The following is a 16,355-nucleotide window of genomic DNA, read 5'->3' on the forward strand; positions in this document are numbered from 1 at the left end:
GAGCAAGCAGTCTGAGTGCCGACCGGCCAGGGCCCGGGCGAGCGGCACAGTGGTCTCCGCGGAGGCCGGCGGTCGGCGAGTCCGAAGGATCCGACTCCGAAGGCGTCGCCTGCCGCGATCCGGCGCGCGGGCTCCCCGCCCGGCGCGCAGGCCCAGGTCGAGGAACCTCCTCGGCGAACCTTCCGCGGCGGCTCCACGACCCCCTGTTCCGCACGAGAGTTATGTGGCGCAAGAGGCAGTTTCCCCCTCCCTTTACCGTTCAGCTCTGCACAACCTACGACCTCGTAGGTTACGTTGGCGTAGGTAAGGCTGCCCCGAGCCACAGGAAGTGGTGACCCATGACGACCGCTCCGACGATGGACCCGCCCAGGCCGGGGCGACGTCCCGAACTCGCGCCCGAGAAGCGGGGCAACGGCGAACGGGCGCTGATCGCCGCGTTCACCGCGCTGCCCTTCCTGGCACTGTTCGCCGCCGTCCCGCTGGCGTGGGGCCGGTTCCTCGGCTGGACGGACGTCGTCCTGACGGCGGTCTTCTACTTCCTGTCGGCGGGGGGCATCACCGTCGGCTACCACCGGTACTTCACCCACGGGTCCTTCAAGGCCACGCGCGGCCTGAAGATCTTCATGGCGCTGGCCGGGAGCCTTGCCATCGAGGGGCCGGTCATCACGTGGGTGGCCGACCACCGGCGCCACCACAAGCACTCGGACAAGGAGTTCGACCCGCACTCGCCGTGGCGGTTCGGCGACGACTGGAAGGCGCTGGCCAAGGGCCTCGCCTGGGCGCACTACGGCTGGCTGTTCGACGCCAACCGGACCTCCAAGCAGCGGTTCGCCAAGGACCTGCTCAACGACCGCGACATCCGCCGGATCCACCTGGCCTTCCCGGGCCTGGTCGCCGTGTCCTTCCTGCTCCCCGCGGTGATCGGCGGGCTGGTCACGATGTCGTGGACGGGCTTCCTCACCGCTCTGTTCTGGGCCGGCCTCGTCCGGATCACGCTGGTGCACCACGTGACGTGGTCCATCAACTCGATCTGCCACACGTTCGGCAAGGAGGAGTTCGAGGTCCGGGACAAGTCGCGCAACGTGTGGTGGCTGGCGATCCCCTCGCTGGGCGAGTCGTGGCACAACCTGCACCATTCGGACCCGACCTGCGCGCGGCACGGCGTGCTGAAGGGGCAGGTCGACATCAGCGCGCGCGTCATCTGGGTGTTCGAGAAGCTGCACCTGGCCCGTGACGTCCGGTGGCCGAACGAAGAGCGGCTCGCCGCGAAGCGCGCGAAGCAGGCGGTTTGACCGCCACAATTGATCCTGTGACAGAACCCGCTCCCAGGATCCGCAGAAAGCGGATGACCGGCAAGGAACGCCGCGAACAGCTCCTCGACATCGGCCGGACGCTGTTCGCCGAGCGCGGCCTGGACGGCACCTCGGTCGAGGAGATCGCTTCGGCGGCCGGGGTGTCCAAGCCGGTGGTGTACGAGCACTTCGGCGGCAAGGAGGGGCTCTACGCGGTCGTCGTCGACCGGGAGTTCGAGCGGCTGCTGGCTCTCGTCACCGACTCGCTGGACTCGGTGGTCCACTACCGGAGCAAGCTGGAGAAGGCCGCGCTGGCGCTGCTGGAGTACATCGAGGAGCATCCGGACGGGTTCCGCATCCTCGTCCGCGACTCGCACGGCGGTACCGGAACCGGCAGCTACGCGAGCCTGCTGAGCGAGATCGCCGGCGAGGTCGAGTACATACTGGCGCAGGAGTTCGACAGGCACGGCTACGACGACAAGTTCGCGCCGCTCTACGCGCAGAGCCTGGTCGGGATGGTGGCGCTGACGGGCCAGTGGTGGCTGGACGTCCGCAAGCCGCGCCGCGAGGAGGTGGCGGCGCACATCGTGAACCTGGCGTGGAACGGGCTGTCGGGGCTGGAGCCGAGGCCGTCGCTGGATCCGCGCCGGCGCCGCAAGGAGCTGGAGCGGCAGGAGAAGCGCGCGGGGAAGGCCGCCGCCAAGGCCGAGAGGGCCGAGGAGAAGGCGGCGGCGAAGGCCGAGAAGGCCCAGCGCCGGGGCCGGCGCGATTTCGAGGAGCTCGCGGACCCCTCAGCCTGAGGGCCGCAGGAACTCCAGCCGGTTCCCCACGGGGTCGTCGGCGTAGAGGCGGCGGTGGCCGGGGAGCAGGTCGTCGGGCGCGACCTCGTGGCCGGCGGCCCGCAGGCGCTCTGCGAGGGCGTCGAGGTCGTCGACGAGCAGGCCGGGGTGGGCCTTGCGGGCGGGCCGAAAGCCGGGCTCGATGCCGAGGTGGAGTTCGACGCCGGGGCCGCGGAACCAGGCTCCCCCGCGTTTGGCGAGCTCGGGCGATTTGGGGATCTCCTCGAGGCCGAGGACTCCGCCGTAGAACGCGCGGAGCCGGTCCTCGCTGCCGGGCGGTGCGGCGAGCTGGACGTGGTGGACTCCGGTGATCATGGTTGCCTCCGGACGTGGCGCCGGCGGCCTCCCGGAGTTCGTCCAGGAGGCCGCCGGCCGGGGTCGCCGGTCTCGGGTCGCGAGCCGGGTCGTGCGGACGCCGCCCGCCCGCCGGAGGTGGCACACCGCAGGGGAACGAGTCGCTTCCCCCGGGCGGGCGGGCGGCATCCCGTCTAGGGGGCGTGCCGGGTGGCGATCACGAAGATCCTCCGGAACGGGAACACGGTGCCGTAGGGAGCGGCGGGGTAGGCCCGGCGGAGCCTCTCCCGGTACTCGGCGAGGAACTCGTCGGCCTCGTCCGGGCCGAGTGCGGTGAGGACGGGCCGCAGCGCGGTGCCCTTGACCCATTCGAGGACGGGGTCTTCGCCGTGCAGGACCTGGGCGTAGGTGGTCTCCCAGGCGTCGACGGCGCATCCGAGGCGGGCCAGGAGGTCGAGGTAGCCGGCGGCGTCGAGGACGGGCGCGTCGCGCAGCAGGTGCGCGAGCCTGCCGGCCCATCTCTCGGAGCGGGCCGTCTCGCGGAGCAGGACGTGGCTGGGGGCGCCGAAGTTGCCGGGGACCTGGAAGGCGAGGCGGCCGCCGGGGGCGAGGGCTTCGATCCACCGGGGCAGCAGGTCGGGGTGCTCGGGGACCCATTGCAGGACGGCGTTGGAGAACACGAGGTCGACGGGCCGCTCGGGCTCCCAGGAGGCGACGTCGCCGACGCGGAAGGCGAGCCGTCCCGGGATCTCGTGCTCGCGGGCGGCGGCGATCATCTCGGGGGAGCTGTCGAGAGCGTCGATGACGGCGTCCGGCCAGCGGGCGGCGAGCGTGGCGGTGAGTTCGCCGCTGCCGCAGCCGAGGTCGGCGACACGGCCGGGCGGAGTGCCGCCGAGCCGTCCGGCGAGCTCGTTGAAAGGCCTGGCGCGCTCGTCGCCGAAGACCCCGTACTGCGCGGGGTCCCACACGGCCGCGTTTTGTCTCGACATCAAGAGACATGATGCCCGCCCCCTATCTTGATGTCAAGAATCTTCGTACGCGTCCCGGCCACCGGTCACCTGACAGATGCACCCCAGCCGAGGAGACTCCTAGGCTCACCGGCATGACAGGTGACGAGAACGGCTGGGCGCTGGCGCTCGGGCCCGGCGGACCGGTCGGGACGGCGTGGCTGATCGGGCTGGCGGCTGGGCTGCGCGAGGCGGGCCTGGAACCGGCCGGGGCGGGCCTGGTGGTCGGGACGTCGGCGGGCGCCATCGCCGGCGCGGCGATCACCACCGGCCGGGACCTCGCGGCGCTGGCCGAACTGCCGCCGCCGAGCGAACCGCCCGCGCCGGTGGACGGCTCGGTGATGGCGCGGGTGTTCGAGGTCGGCGGCACTCCGGGCCTGGAACCGGGCGAGGCGAGGCGGCGGATAGGACGCCTGGCCCTGGACGCGGCCGCGCAGCCCGCCGAGCGCCACCACGCGAGCATGCTCTACCTGATCGGCACGGACACGTGGCCGGACACCCGGTTGCTGGTCACCGGGGTGGACGCGGTGTCGGGCGAACCGGCGCTGTGGGACGCGTCAAGCGGGGTCCCGCTTTCGCTGGCCGTGGCCGCGAGCAGCGCCGCCCCCGGATTCTGCGAGCCGATCCCGATCGGCGGGCGCCGCTACATGGACGGCGCGTTCGCCGGATGGTCGGACGCGGAACTGGCGGAGGGAGCCGGGCCGCTCGTCGTCGTGGAGCCGATGCCGGGCATGCGAGGCGGCGGTGGCGACGTCCGGATCGTCCCGGACGAGCGGGCCCTGGAGGCGTTCGGGCCGAATCTCGGCGATCGCTCGCGCTGGGCGCCGGTCTACCTGGAGGGCCTCCGGCAGGCACCGGAGGCGGCGGAGCGGATCTCCGCGGCGGTGGGCGCCCGCCGCTGAATCGCGCCCACCTTTCTCGATATCAAGACAGGTAGGGTGTCGGCATGCGCGATGAGGTCGACAGACTGGTCGAGGCGTGGAACACCGAGCGTCCGGACCTGGACGTCCGGCCGCTGCAGGTCCTCAGCCGCGTCTCCCGCCTGGCCCGCCACCTGGACCGCGCCAGGCGCGCCGTCTTCGCCGACCACGGCCTGGAGTCGTGGGAGTTCGACGTGCTCACCGCGCTGCGCCGGGCGGGCGCCCCCTACCAGCTGAGCCCGGGGCGGCTGCTGCACGCGACCCTGGTCACGTCCGGCACCATGACGAACCGCATCGACCGGCTGGCGGCAGCCGGCCTGGTGGAGCGGCACCCCGACCCCCAGGACAAGCGCGGCGTCCAGGTCCGCCTCACCGAGGCGGGCCTGACCCGCGTCGACGCCGCCTTCACCGACCTGCTCGGCCGCGAGCAGGCCATCCTGGAAAGCCTCTCCCCCGACCAGCGAGACACTCTCGCGGACCTGCTGAGAACGCTGCTGATCCCGTTTGATCAGTAGTTTTCTGGGGGGCGTGTCTTCCCAGGGGGGCGACCCCCTGGAACCCCCGTTGCGAGCCGGGCGATCCTCACGCCACCGTGCGGGTGTGTCGTGCCCGTGCGGGTTCGTGCGTGGCGCTGCGGTCGCCCGGCTCGGCGGGTCGGGCGACCTCCAGGCGCCCAGAGCGCCTTCCGGCCGCCCAACCCGCGAGCCCCCTCAGGTCCACTCCAAGAGCGTTGTGTGTGCAGGTCCAAGAGCGTTGGTGGGGGGCCTGCACCTACAACACACTGGCCCCGCCGCATCCGCAGCGGGGCCAGAACCCAAGATCGTCAACAGTCTCCTAGCGCCTGTCTCGAAGTTGCTCGGCCACCCGCGCGAACGCGTGACCTGGCCGGTGGAGCGAAGCCGGAGGCGAGCGGAACCGGGCAGATCGCGAAGCGATGCCGCGTTCGCCCAGGCACGGTCACGCAGCGAGCCGCCAGGCGAGCGAAGTGGGCCGGGACTGTTGAAACACAGCCTAGTTGGCCAGGGTGTCTTCCAGCCTGGCGGCCAGGGCGCAGAGGTGTTCTTCGGCGCCGGCGCGGCCGATCAGCTGGACGGACGTGGGCAGGTGCGATCCGGGCATCGGGACGGGGAGGGCGAACGCGGGGAGCCCGGCCACGTTGATCTGGCCGACGAGTGCCGTGAGGACGAGGTCGGACTCGTCCGCCTCGTCGGGTTCGGGTGGGAGGCAGGTCAGGACTGGCAGGGCGATCGCGGTGTGCCGGGCGAGGATGGCGTCCAGCTCGGCCCTGATCACCTTCCGCACGCCGAGCGCCCAGTCGAGCATTCCGGCCTCGGACACGTCGATCATGTGCTGGAGGCGGCGGGCGATGCGTCCGCTCAGCTTGTCCGGTTCGGCAAGGAGATGCCCGTTCTGACGCGGGGCCTCGTCGCTGATGATGACGCCGTTGGCGGTGGCGGCGTCCGCGTAGTGCTCGGCCGTGACGTCGGTGACCGGGCAGAGGCGGCGCAGGGCGTCGTCGACCGCGGCGTCGATCGCGGGGTCCACGCCGTCCACGCGGAGGCGAGCGATGGTCCATGAGGGGTCGTAGGGGGCGGGTGTGAAGCCTGGTTCGAGCAGGCGCATCCCGAGGACGACGGCGGCGACGTCGCGTCCCAGCGGCCCGACGACGTCCAGCGTCGGCGACAGCGGGTACACGCCGTCCAGGGGGATGCGGCCGTTGGTGGTCTTCAGGCCCGCGATCCCGCAGCACGCGGCGGGGATGCGGATGGACCCGGAGGTGTCGGTCCCGAACGCCACGTCGGCCTCGCCCGTGGCGACGGCGACGGCGGAGCCGCTGGACGAGCCGCCCGGGACCCGCGAGGGGTCGAGCGGGTTCACCGGCGTGCCCGTCCACGGGTTGACGCCGTCCGCGGCGGCGCACAGCTCGTTGAGGTTCGTCTTGCCGACGACGCGGGCGCCCTGGGCGCGGGCGGACGCGACGACGGGCGCGTCCGCCGCGGCGGGCTCGGCCCGCTCGGCGACGGCCCGGCAGCCCGCTGTGGTGGGCAGCCCGGCGACGTCGATCGCGTCCTTGACGGCGAGCCGCGGCCCGTCGCCCGCCTCGTCCGTCCTGATGATCCAGGTCGTCATCCCGAGATGATGCCCGGCACACCCGCAAACCGCCAAACACTCTCCGACGTGCCACACGCCAACGCTCTTGGACGTGCCAGGCCACAACACTCTTGGATGTGCCAGCCGTGGCGCTCTTGGAGCGGGCCTGAGCGAGGGCGCGGGTCGGGCGGCCGGAAGGCGCTCTAAGCGCCTGGAGGTCGCCCGACCCGCCGAGCCGGGCGACCGCAGCGACACGACAGCAACCCGCACGGGCACAAGAACCGAAACCGTGGCGTGAGGATCGCCCGGCTCGCAACGGGGGTTCCAGGGGGTCGCCCCCCTGGGAAGACACTGCTAGCTCAAATCCTCGGCCAGCATCAGCCACTCCTCTTCCACGCCTGCGGCCTCGGCCTGGATCTCCTTGAGCTGGGAGTCCAGCTCCTGGAGCCTGGCGTAATCGGTGGCATGGGCTGCGAGCTGCTCGTGGAGGGCGGCCTGCTGGGCGGCGAGCTTCTCCAGGCGGCGTTCCAGGCGGTCGAGTTCCTTGCGGGCCTTCCAGTCCTGGCCGCCCGCCTTGGGCTTGGGGGGCGCCGGGGCGGGCTCGGCCTGGACGCAGCCGGGCTTGGGCGCGGTCCCGGCGGCGCGGCGTTCGAGGTACTCGTCGACGCCGCCGGGCAGCAGCGACACGCGGCCGTCGCCGAGCAGCGCGACGACATGGTCGGTGATGCGCTCCAGGAAGTACCGGTCGTGGCTGACGACGACCAGGGTGCCGGGCCAGCCGTCGAGAAGGTCCTCGACCTCGGTGAGCGTCTCGATGTCGAGGTCGTTCGTGGGCTCGTCCAGGAGGAGGACGTTGGGTTCGCCCATGAGGAGGCGGAGCAGTTGCAGGCGGCGGCGTTCACCGCCGGAGAGGTCGCCTACGGGCGTCCACTGGCGGTCGCCCGCGAAGCCGAGGCGTTCGAGGAGCTGGCTCGCCGTCCACTCGCGCTTGCCGACGGTGATGCGGCGGCGGATCTCCTCCACCGACTCCAGGACGCGCCGGGAGGGGTCGAGGTCCTCCAGGTTCTGCGACAGGTGCGCGAGCTGGACGGTCTTGCCCTGCACCACGGTTCCGGAGACCGCCTTGACGGAGCCGTCGAGGAGGCGCAGCAGGGTGCTCTTGCCGCTGCCGTTCACGCCGACCAGCCCGACGCGGTCGCCCGGGCCGAGCCGCCACGTCATGCGCCGGAACAGTTCGCGGTCGCCGAGCCGGACGTCGACGTCCTCGATGTCGTAGACGGTCTTGCCGAGCCGCGCGGTCGCGAACCGGGTCAGCTCCACCGAGTCGCGCGCGGGCGGTTCGTCGGCGATGAGGGCCTGCGCGGCGTCGACCCGGAACTTGGGCTTGGACGTGCGGGCCTGCGGGCCGCGGCGCAGCCACGCCAGCTCCTTGCGGAGCAGGTTCTGCCGCTTGGCCTCGGTGGCGGCGGCGATGCGGGAGCGTTCGGCCTTGGCGAGGACGTAGGCGGAGTAGCCGCCCTCGTAGCGTTCGACGCGGCCGTCGACGACCTCCCACGTGCGGTCGGTGACCTCGTCCAGGAACCAGCGGTCGTGGGTGACGACGAGCAGCGCGACCTTGCGGCCCTTGAGGTGGCGGGCCAGCCAGTCGATCGCCTCGATGTCGAGGTGGTTGGTGGGCTCGTCCAGCAGGAGCAGGTCGGACTCGGGGACGAGGAGCCGGGCCAGCGCGACGCGGCGGCGCTCCCCGCCGGACATGCCGGCCAGGGGCGCGTCCAGGTCCAGGTCGGCGAGCAGGCCCCCGAGGATCTCGCGGACGCGGACGTCGCCCGCCCACTCGTGCTCGGCGCGGTCGCCCAGCACCACGGACCGGACCGTCGCGGCATCCGGGAACTCGTCCCGCTGCGTCAGGTAGCCGAGCCGGAGCCCGCGCGCGTGGGTGACGCGGCCGTCGTCGGGTTCGGTCTCCCGCGCGAGGACGGACACGAGGGTGCTCTTGCCGCCGCCATTGCGGCCGACGACACCGACGCGGTCGCCCTCGTCCAGGCCGAGGGACACGGCGTCGAGCAGGGGCTTGGGCCCGTAGGCCTTGGCGGCGTTCTCAAGATTGATCAGATTCACGGCGCCTTCAAGCGTATTGCCCCCCGCGCACCGCTCGCACGGCCGCTCCGTGATGGTGGATCAGGGAGCGGGCGGCGGGCCGGAGGATCCGGGCGGGTCGGACCGGTCGGGCCCCTCGTCCTGGCCCTGCTGGGCGTCCTGGCCTGATTGCCCGTACTGGCCCGGCTGGCCGTACTGGCCCGGCTGGCCGTACTGACCTGGCTGGCCGTACTGCTCCGGTTGTCCGTACTGGCCCTGTTGCCCGTACTGCTCCGGCTGGCCGTACTGACCTGGCTGGCCGTAGTGGCCAGGGTGGCCGTAGCCCTGCTGCCCGTACTGCTCCGGCTGCCCGTACTGCTCCGGCTGCCCGTACTGACCCTGTTGCCCGTACTGGCCCTGCTCGCCGTACTGACCTGGCTGGCCGTACTGGCCCGGTTGCTGCTGGGGCGGGTACTGGGCGCCGGGCGGGACGTACGCCGGGCCCGTCTTGGATGCTTTCGATCTCGTGACGAGGACCACCACCAGCACCAGGGGCACGCCGATGATGAGGAACAGGATGAGGAGCGCCGCCAGAAGGCCCAGAACCGACACCATGGTCCGCCGTTCACTCGGATTCGCCTGTCCTGTGGGCGAATCGACCGATCGAGGCGGCCGCGTCCCGACCGCGCGGCGAGCCTACTGCCCGCCCGCCTCTCCCGGCACCGCCGAGCCCGGCGCCCCCTGTCCCGGGACTGCGGAGCCCGGACCGGCGGAGCCCCGCGCGGAGGAGCCCGGCCGCGAGGCGTCCCCCACCACCCTGTCAGGCGCGTTGCGGCGCAGATGCCGGTCGCGGCGCACCGCCAGCAGGATGAGCGTCGCCATCATGGCGATCGCCACCAGGCCCAGCATCCCGGACAGATACGTCATCGTTCCACCTCGCCGGTCGGGTCAGTGTCGGAGGAACCGGTGTCACAGATAGGAGGACGCGCTCCGCTACCCCGAGGTTCGCTTGTGTGACGATGGCAGCTACCGGGACAGGCCGGTCCCACCGTCCCGTCAGACGATTGTGGCCCCGGGGACGGGTCCGTGGGCTCGGACGATCTGCTTCGCGACGCCGGCGGCCTCCAGCTCGTCCGCCAGGGCGGCGGCGTCCTCGCGGGTCTCGGCGAGGAAGGCGCAGGTGGGGCCGGAGCCGGAGACGAGCGCCCCGATCGCGCCCAGCTCGCGGCCGGTGTCGAGCGTGCCGCGCAGCGACGGGCGCAGCGACAGCGCGGCGGGCTCCAGGTCGTTGGAGAGCGCGGCGCCGAGGGCCTTGGCGTCACCGGTGGCGAGCGCGGTCATCAGCGCCTCGGACACGGTCGGCCAGGCGGGCGCCTCCCCCGCCGCCAGGCGGAGCCGGTCGCACTCGCCGTAGACGGCGGGCGTGGACAGGCCGCCGTCGGCGGTGGCGAACACCCAGTGGAACGTCCCGCGGGTGAGGGCGGGCGTGAGCCGCTCCCCGCGCCCGACGCCGACGGCCGTGCCGCCGAGGACGGCGAACGGGACGTCGCTGCCGAGGTCCGCGCCGAGCTCCATCAGGTCGTCGCGGGTGAGGACGGGCTGCTCCCGGTCGTCCCAGAGCCGGGCGCAGGCGAGCAGCGCGGCGGCGGCGTCGGCGCTGCCGCCCGCCATGCCACCCGCGACCGGGATCGCCTTGCGGATCGAGAGCCGGACGCCCGTCTCGACGCCGAGGCGCGAGGCGACGAGCCTGGCCGCCCTGGCGGCGAGGTTGTCCTCGCCGGTGGGGACGCCGTCGACCGCGACGCGCGCGTCCGGGGCGGCCCGGACCTCCACCGCCAGCCGCGCGGCGGGCTCGGCCGTCACCTCGTCGAACAGGGACACGGCGTGGAACACGTTGACGAGGTCGTGGTAGCCGTCGTCGCGGACAGGCCCGACGCCGAGCTGGAGGTTCACCTTGGCGGGGACCCGCACCGTCACTGCGCTCACTCGCGAAACCCTACGGGACCCTCAGCCGCCGCTGATGACGGGGAGGTTGCGGGGGTTGAAGTAGGGGGTGGTGGCCAGTTCGCGGAGCGCCGAGGTCGCGTGCTGGTCGCCGGTCACCGAGTAGGCGCGGCGCCTGTCGCGGGCGTTCTTGGCCTGCTCGTCGGAGTTGAAGTAGACGACGGCCTTGACCTGCGGGTCCTGCAGGGTCTTGGCGGCCTCGCGGAGCCATTCGGCGCGGCGCGGGCCGTAGGACTTCGGCACCCCGAACTCGGCGATCATGATGGGCTTGTGGCGGCCCCGGGCCCACTCGGTGAACAGCTTCAGCGCCTCCGACAGGTCGCGGTAGTCGTAGTCGCCGCCGGGCTGGGCGTCGGCGCAGATCCAGTCGACCTGGTCGTCGCCGGGGTAGTACGAGCCCGCGTCGGCGCCGCTGAACCCGCGGGCGCTCGGGCACCACACCCAGGCGACGTTGTCGACCCCCTGCCGCTTGAAGATCGCACGCAGGTGCTTCCAGGCGGCGGTGAAGTCGGCCGCCGAGTGCACGTTCTTCTGGGCCGACGACTTGTCCATGTCCCGCGACCAGCGCAGGAACACGGGCTTGCCGAGCGCCTTGAGGGCGCGGGCGCGCTTGGCGATCAGGGCGTCGTGCTCGCCCTGGACGATCTCCCGGGTGTCGCCGCCGTCCCAGGTCAGCAGAAGGTAGCGGTTCCCGTCCGCGACGGACTCCTCCAGGCCGCCCGGGAAGTCGCTCTTCCAGCCGCGGTAGCTCTGCACGATGTCGAGCCGGCGGCCGAGCCGCTGCTCGAAGCCGACGACGGGCGCCATGCCCGGCTTGCCGGCGTCCTTCCCGGACGGCGTCTGCGACGCGGTGCCGGAGGGAGTGCCGGACGGAGATTCGGAGGGAGTGCCCGAAGGCGAGCCCGGCTCATCCGTGGGCGAGCCGGACGGCGACGCCGAGGCGGAGCCGGACGGACGGACGGCGCCCTCCTGCGGCACCCAGGCCCCGAAGTAGGCGCCCTGCGCCGGCGGGACCGGCGCCACGCCCGCCCGCGCCGTCGTCGTGATCTTGGGTGCCGCGCCCGCGCCGCCCCCGCAGCCCGCCGCCACCGTGGCGACCATGCCCGCGGCGGCGAGCAGCCCCGTCCCCACGACGGGCCATCCGGCTCGCGTCGCCCGCGAACGCGCCTTCACATCGACCTCCGGCTCATGCTGATGCGTCATCCCCCGCGGGGAGCCCTCGCCTCAGGGGTTCGAGGGTGATCACCCCGGCGAGAAGGACCATACTCGGCAATCCGGGCGAAGGCGGCCACGTCCAGCGCTTCGCCCCGGGATCGCGGGTCCACGCCCGCGGCGCGCAGCGCCTCCTCGGCCGCGGGCGCCGACCCGGCCCAGCCCGCGAGCGCCGCGCGCAGCGTCTTGCGGCGCTGCGCGAACGCGGCGTCGACCACGGCGAACACCTCCTCCCGGGACGCCCCGGTCTCCGGCGGCTCGCGGCGGGCGAACGCCACGAGCCCGGAGTCGACGTTCGGCGCGGGCCAGAAGACGGCGCGGCCCACGGCCCCGGCGCGGCGGGCGTGGCCGTACCAGGCGAGCTTCACCGACGGCACCCCGTAGATCTTGGAACCCGGCGCGGCGACCATCCGGTCGGCGACCTCGGCCTGCACCATCACCAGCGCGGACCGCAGCGACGGCAGCGTGGCCAGCAGGTGCAGGACGACGGGGACGGCGACGTTGTACGGCAGGTTCGCGACGAGGGCCGTCGGCGCCGGCCCCGGCACCTCCGCGATCCTCATCGCGTCGGCGCGCACGACCTCCAGCCTCGCGGCGGCGCCGGGCTCGCGGGCGGCGGCCGTGGCCGGCAGCTCGGCGGCGAGCGCCGGGTCGATCTCCACCGCGACGACGCGGCGCACCTGGGGCAGCAGCGCCAGCGTGAGCGACCCCAGCCCGGGGCCCACCTCGATGACGACGTCGTCAGGGCTCAGCCCGGCGGCCCGGACGATCCGCCGGACGGTGTTGGCGTCGATGACGAAGTTCTGCCCGAGCGTCTTCGTCGGCCTGATGCCGAGCCGCTCGGCCAGCGCCCGCACGTCGGCCGGCCCGAGCAGGCCCGTGGTGTCCCCCATGCGTCAAGTCTCTCCTGTCATCGCGAGGGCCCGTCCCCCAGGGCCCCGTGGACGCCGCTCAGGAGAACAGGAACTTGCCGCAGTTGGGCCACTGGCCCTGCCAGCGGCCGTTCACCCGCTTGTAGAGCAGCTGCGCCCGGTAGGTCTGCTCGCCCGCGCTGGCGTCCGAGGGCTTGCCCGACCCGCCGACCGACGCCCACGACGACAGGGAGAACTGGTAGAGGCCGTAGTACCCGGCCGGGTTCACGGCCTTCGGGTTGTTGTGGGACTCGCAGTTGGCGAGGCCGCGCCAGTTCAGCCGCGTCACCGAGCCGCTGTTGACCGAGTTCGGGCCCACCGCGACGATCCGCGCGACGGGCTTGCGCTTCACCTGCTTCGCGATCACCTTGGCGACCTTGCGGCCCTTGTGCCGGACGTAGGCCACCTTCAGGACCGTGATGCCGGGGCGGCCCTTGCGCAGCTCCTTCTCGCTCCAGGGCGGGACGGACGAGCTCTTCTTGCGGACCGTCGGGGCCGGCGTCTTCACGATCTTGGTCACCGGGTCCGACAGCAGCCGCATGATCTTGATGACGTCCCCGGCGGGCCGGTCGGCGGCCGGCCTGACCAGGTCGTGCGGGCCGAGGGCGATCTTCGCCTGCTCCAGCACCTGCGCGACGGTCGTGCCGGTCGTCATCGTCTCGGTCTTCTTCTTGTCGACCACGATGACGACCTTGCGCGGCGCGGGGGCGCTGGTGCGCGGCGCGTCCGCGACGACGCCGCTCTTCGGGCGCGCCGATCCGCCGTCCCCGCCGCAGGCCGCGGCGAGCAGCGCGGCCGCCAGCAGGACGGCGGCGGGGGCGAGTGCGCGCGGCGCGCGCAGGCGCGGGGCAGAGGGGGAAGGCACGGGGGGTTCCTCCAGGGAGCCGGGCTCGGGGGGCGCCCGTCCAACGGCCAGAGATTAGAGGTCTCCGTCCGTCTCCGCCACCGCAACGCCGCCACTCGCCCCATTTGCCCGATTTGGCACACCGGTCCGCGCGGCGGGCCGCGCACCGGGCCGCGCGGGCGCGGTCACCAGGGGCCGAAGGCGCGCTCCCCGTTCGCGGCGATCGCCGTGCACAGCTCCGCCACGTCCACGCCCTTGATCTCCGCCATGGCGCGGACGGTGTGCGGGATCAGGTACGAGGCGTTCGGCTTGCCGCGGTGCGGGATCGGCGTCAGGAACGGCGCGTCGGTCTCCACGAGCAGCAGGTCGAGCGGCGCCGCGCGCAGCGCGTCCCGCAGCGGCTCGGCGTTCTTGAACGTGACGTTCCCGGCGAAGCTCATCAGGTACCCGCGGCCGGCACAGACCTCCGCCATGGCGGCGTCGCCGGAGAAGCAGTGGAAGACCACCTTCTCCGGCGGGCCCTCCTCCTCCAGGATCGCCAGCACGTCGTCGTGGGCCTCGCGGTCGTGGATGACCAGCGCCTTGCCGGTGCGCTTGGCGATGTCGACGTGGGCCCGGAAGGAGCGGTGCTGGTCCTCCTTCGGCGCCCAGTCGCGGTAGTAGTCGAGGCCGGTCTCGCCGATCGCGCGGACCTTCGGGTGCGCGGCCAGCCGGGCGACGTCGCCCAGCACGGCCTCGCTGATGCCCGTCGTCTCGTTCGGGTGGATCGCGACCGCCGCGTACACGTCGTCGAACTCGCCGGCGGCCTCCACCGCGAACCGGGAGGACGGCAGGTCGCAGCCGATCGTGACGATCCGCGCGATGCCCGCCGCCCTGGCCGACCTCAGCTGCTCGTCGACCGGCGTCTCGACGATGTCGAGATGGCAGTGGCTGTCGAAGACGTCGACGGGCAGCCGCTCGGGCAGCGGCGGGTAGGACCGCGGGGCCTGCCCGTCCCCCTCCTCGGTCACGCCTGCTCCAGCCGGGCGAGCTCCTCGTCCACGACCGAGGAGTCCAGCTTCTTGAACAGCGGCACCGGCTTGGCCAGCGGGACGCCCGGCTTGATCGGCACGGACTCCCAGCGCGCCTCGGTCGCGTAGTCGCCGGTGAGGACGCGGTAGTCGGGGCCGCCCTCCTCCGACACCGTCTCCAGCCGCGGCATGCCGCTCCACACGCCCTGCCCGCCGAGCATCTCGTAGACCTTCTGGGAGGAGTTCGGCAGGAACGGCGTCAGCAGGGTCTTGGCGTCGTCGACGACCTGCAGCGCGGTGTGCAGGATCGACTTGACGCGCTCGGGGTCGTCCTTCAGCTTCCAGGGCGCCTGGTCGGACAGGTACTTGTTGGCGTCGCGGACGACGTCCAGCGCCTCGGTGATCGAGTTCTTGAACCGCGACCGCTCCAGCTCGGCGCCGACCGCCCCGAAGGCGGTGCGGCTGCGCTCCAGCAGCGCCCGGTCGGCGTCGGTCAGGTCGCCCGCCTCCGGGATCGCGCCGAAGTTCTTCGCCGCCATGTTCACCGAGCGGTTCACGAGGTTGCCCCACGCCGCCACCAGCTCGTCGTTGTTGCGGCGGACGAACTCCGACCAGGTGAAGTCGGTGTCCTGGTTCTCGGGGCCGGCGACCGCGACGTAGTAGCGCAGCGCGTCGACGTCGTAGCGCTCCAGGAAGTCCTTCACGTAGATGACCACCTGGCGGGACGAGGAGAACTTGCGGCCTTCCATCGTCAGGAACTCCGACGACACGACCTCCGTCGGGACGTTCAGCGCGCCCAGCGAGCCGGGCGTGCCGCCCTTGTCGCCCTGGCCGCTGTAGCCGAGCAGCATCGCCGGCCAGATCTCGGCGTGGAAGACGATGTTGTCCTTGCCCATGAAGTAGTAGGACAGGGCCTCCGGGTCCTGCCACCAGGCGCGCCACGCCTCGGGGTCGCCGGAGCGCCGCGCCCACTCCACCGACGCGGAGAAGTAGCCGACGACCGCGTCGAACCACACGTAGAGCTTCTTGGCCGGGTTGTCGCGCCAGCCGTCCAGCGGGATCGGCACGCCCCAGTCGAGGTCGCGGCTGATCGCCCGCGGCTGCATGTCGTCGAGCAGGTTCAGCGCGAACTTCAGCACGTTCGGCCGCCACTGCGCTTCACCCCCATGGCTACGCCCCGCCGCCCCCCCGCCCTGCTTTCCGCGCAGGTACCGGCCGAGCACCTCGGTGAAGGCGGGCAGGTCGAGCATGAAGTGCTCGGTCTCGGTGAACTTCGGCGTCTCGCCGTTGATCCGCGAGACGGGATTGATCAGGTCGATCGGGTCGAGCTGGTTGCCGCAGTTGTCGCACTGGTCGCCGCGCGCCCCGTCGTACCCGCAGATGGGGCAGGTGCCCTCGATGTAGCGGTCCGGGAGGGTACGGCCGGTGGAGGGCGAGATCGCGCCCATCGTCTTGGTCGGGAAGATGTAGCCGTTGTCGTACAGGCCCTTGAAGACCTCCTGGACGATCGCGTAGTGGTTCAGCGTCGTCGTCCGCGTGAACAGGTCGTAGGACATCCCGAGGCCGTGCAGGTCCTCGGCGATCACGGAGTTGTAGCGGTCGGCCAGCTCGCGGGCCGTCACGCCCTCCTTGTCGGCCTGCACCTGGATCGGCGTGCCGTGCTCGTCGGTGCCGCTGACCATCAGGACCTTGCTGCCCGCCATCCGCTGGTAGCGGCTGAACATGTCGGCGGGCAGCGCGAAACCGGAGACGTGCCCGATGTGACGGGGCCCGTTGGCGTACGGCCAGGCGGGCGCGGTCAAGATATGACGGCTTGACGAGGACATGGAATCAAGGGTAGTCGCGTCGCGGGGGC

Annotated in this window: 16 protein-coding genes; 4 read left to right on the forward strand and 12 right to left on the reverse strand. The window is 72.5% G+C overall.

The annotated features are described in order from the left end of the window. Positions 1-338 precede the first annotated feature (338 nt). Both FKD65_RS16175 and FKD65_RS16180 read left to right on the forward strand, forming a co-directional pair. On the forward strand, positions 339-1,292 hold the full coding sequence (locus FKD65_RS16175) for an acyl-CoA desaturase (RefSeq protein ID WP_141578289.1): 954 nt from the start codon (positions 339-341) through the stop codon (positions 1,290-1,292). A gap of 53 nt (positions 1,293-1,345) precedes the next feature. After that, a complete protein-coding gene (locus FKD65_RS16180; protein WP_205718678.1) occupies positions 1,346-2,092 on the forward strand; it encodes a TetR/AcrR family transcriptional regulator in 747 nt (248 codons plus the stop codon). On the opposite strand, the gene FKD65_RS16185 is transcribed toward FKD65_RS16180, so the two are convergent. Both FKD65_RS16185 and FKD65_RS16190 read right to left on the reverse strand, forming a co-directional pair. Then, complete coding sequence (locus FKD65_RS16185; protein WP_141578290.1) at positions 2,084-2,446, reverse strand: VOC family protein; 363 nt, start codon at positions 2,444-2,446, stop codon at positions 2,084-2,086. The two genes, FKD65_RS16180 and FKD65_RS16185, sit on opposite strands and share 9 nt — an antisense overlap. A gap of 173 nt (positions 2,447-2,619) precedes the next feature. Then, positions 2,620-3,414 carry a trans-aconitate 2-methyltransferase gene (locus tag FKD65_RS16190; protein WP_141578291.1) on the reverse strand — a complete coding sequence of 265 codons (795 nt, stop codon included), beginning with the start codon at positions 3,412-3,414 and terminating at the stop codon, positions 2,620-2,622. 113 nt (positions 3,415-3,527) lie between these two features. Between FKD65_RS16190 and FKD65_RS16195 the strand changes: the two genes are divergently transcribed. Together FKD65_RS16195 and FKD65_RS16200 are read left to right on the forward strand one after the other, a co-directional pair. After that, a complete protein-coding gene (locus FKD65_RS16195; protein WP_141578292.1) occupies positions 3,528-4,334 on the forward strand; it encodes a patatin-like phospholipase family protein in 807 nt (268 codons plus the stop codon). 44 nt (positions 4,335-4,378) lie between these two features. After that, positions 4,379-4,867, forward strand: a complete 489-nt coding sequence (locus tag FKD65_RS16200) for a MarR family winged helix-turn-helix transcriptional regulator (protein WP_141578293.1) — start codon at positions 4,379-4,381, stop codon at positions 4,865-4,867. Between the two features lie 496 nt (positions 4,868-5,363). Here the strand turns inward: FKD65_RS16200 and FKD65_RS16205 are convergent, their stop codons facing one another. From FKD65_RS16205 to metG, 10 genes are all read right to left on the reverse strand, one after another. Then, on the reverse strand, positions 5,364-6,482 hold the full coding sequence (locus tag FKD65_RS16205) for an amidase (RefSeq protein WP_141578294.1): 1,119 nt from the start codon (positions 6,480-6,482) through the stop codon (positions 5,364-5,366). 315 nt (positions 6,483-6,797) lie between these two features. Then, entirely contained in the window at positions 6,798-8,561 is a 1,764-nt protein-coding gene (locus FKD65_RS16210; RefSeq protein ID WP_141578295.1) for an ABC-F family ATP-binding cassette domain-containing protein, read from the reverse strand. Between the two features lie 60 nt (positions 8,562-8,621). Next, positions 8,622-9,134 carry a hypothetical protein gene (locus FKD65_RS16215; protein ID WP_141578296.1) on the reverse strand — a complete coding sequence of 171 codons (513 nt, stop codon included), beginning with the start codon at positions 9,132-9,134 and terminating at the stop codon, positions 8,622-8,624. An 81-nt stretch (positions 9,135-9,215) separates the two neighbouring features. After that, on the reverse strand, positions 9,216-9,446 hold the full coding sequence (locus FKD65_RS16220; protein ID WP_141578297.1) for a hypothetical protein: 231 nt from the start codon (positions 9,444-9,446) through the stop codon (positions 9,216-9,218). Positions 9,447-9,575: 129 nt separating this feature from the next. Further along, a complete protein-coding gene (locus tag FKD65_RS16225) occupies positions 9,576-10,505 on the reverse strand; it encodes a 4-(cytidine 5'-diphospho)-2-C-methyl-D-erythritol kinase (protein WP_302931603.1) in 930 nt (309 codons plus the stop codon). A 21-nt stretch (positions 10,506-10,526) separates the two neighbouring features. Continuing rightward, a complete protein-coding gene (locus FKD65_RS16230) occupies positions 10,527-11,726 on the reverse strand; it encodes a hypothetical protein (RefSeq protein ID WP_240810175.1) in 1,200 nt (399 codons plus the stop codon). After that, complete coding sequence (gene rsmA / locus FKD65_RS16235; protein WP_141578298.1) at positions 11,723-12,628, reverse strand: 16S rRNA (adenine(1518)-N(6)/adenine(1519)-N(6))-dimethyltransferase RsmA; 906 nt, start codon at positions 12,626-12,628, stop codon at positions 11,723-11,725. Before rsmA ends, FKD65_RS16230 begins: the two co-directional genes overlap by 4 nt. A 58-nt stretch (positions 12,629-12,686) precedes the next feature. After that, the gene (locus FKD65_RS16240) at positions 12,687-13,511 is read right to left on the reverse strand and encodes a transglycosylase family protein (protein WP_240810176.1); all 825 of its coding nucleotides are present in this window, start codon (positions 13,509-13,511) and stop codon (positions 12,687-12,689) included. 164 nt (positions 13,512-13,675) lie between these two features. Continuing rightward, the gene (locus tag FKD65_RS16245) at positions 13,676-14,500 is read right to left on the reverse strand and encodes a TatD family hydrolase (RefSeq protein ID WP_141578299.1); all 825 of its coding nucleotides are present in this window, start codon (positions 14,498-14,500) and stop codon (positions 13,676-13,678) included. Continuing rightward, the gene (gene metG / locus FKD65_RS16250) at positions 14,497-16,326 is read right to left on the reverse strand and encodes a methionine--tRNA ligase (protein WP_141578300.1); all 1,830 of its coding nucleotides are present in this window, start codon (positions 16,324-16,326) and stop codon (positions 14,497-14,499) included. Before metG ends, FKD65_RS16245 begins: the two co-directional genes overlap by 4 nt. Positions 16,327-16,355 lie beyond the last annotated feature (29 nt).

Source organism: Actinomadura sp. WMMA1423, from assembly GCF_006547145.1.
Lineage (GTDB): Bacteria > Actinomycetota > Actinomycetes > Streptosporangiales > Streptosporangiaceae > Spirillospora.

Excerpts from the sequence above, each read along its gene's own strand:
- FKD65_RS16195 (WP_141578292.1), top strand. The coding sequence starts at position 3,528 with ATGACAGGTGACGAGAACGGCTGGGCGCTGGCGCTCGGGCCCGGCGGA.
- FKD65_RS16230 (WP_240810175.1), bottom strand. The coding sequence starts at position 11,726 with ATGACGCATCAGCATGAGCCGGAGGTCGATGTGAAGGCGCGTTCGCGG.
- FKD65_RS16220 (WP_141578297.1), bottom strand. The coding sequence starts at position 9,446 with ATGACGTATCTGTCCGGGATGCTGGGCCTGGTGGCGATCGCCATGATG.
- FKD65_RS16205 (WP_141578294.1), bottom strand. The coding sequence starts at position 6,482 with ATGACGACCTGGATCATCAGGACGGACGAGGCGGGCGACGGGCCGCGG.
- FKD65_RS16200 (WP_141578293.1), top strand. The coding sequence starts at position 4,379 with ATGCGCGATGAGGTCGACAGACTGGTCGAGGCGTGGAACACCGAGCGT.
- rsmA (WP_141578298.1), bottom strand. The coding sequence starts at position 12,628 with ATGGGGGACACCACGGGCCTGCTCGGGCCGGCCGACGTGCGGGCGCTG.
- FKD65_RS16180 (WP_205718678.1), top strand. The coding sequence starts at position 1,346 with ATGACCGGCAAGGAACGCCGCGAACAGCTCCTCGACATCGGCCGGACG.
- FKD65_RS16215 (WP_141578296.1), bottom strand. The coding sequence starts at position 9,134 with ATGGTGTCGGTTCTGGGCCTTCTGGCGGCGCTCCTCATCCTGTTCCTC.
- FKD65_RS16185 (WP_141578290.1), bottom strand. The coding sequence starts at position 2,446 with ATGATCACCGGAGTCCACCACGTCCAGCTCGCCGCACCGCCCGGCAGC.
- FKD65_RS16190 (WP_141578291.1), bottom strand. The coding sequence starts at position 3,414 with ATGTCGAGACAAAACGCGGCCGTGTGGGACCCCGCGCAGTACGGGGTC.
- FKD65_RS16175 (WP_141578289.1), top strand. The coding sequence starts at position 339 with ATGACGACCGCTCCGACGATGGACCCGCCCAGGCCGGGGCGACGTCCC.
- metG (WP_141578300.1), bottom strand. The coding sequence starts at position 16,326 with ATGTCCTCGTCAAGCCGTCATATCTTGACCGCGCCCGCCTGGCCGTAC.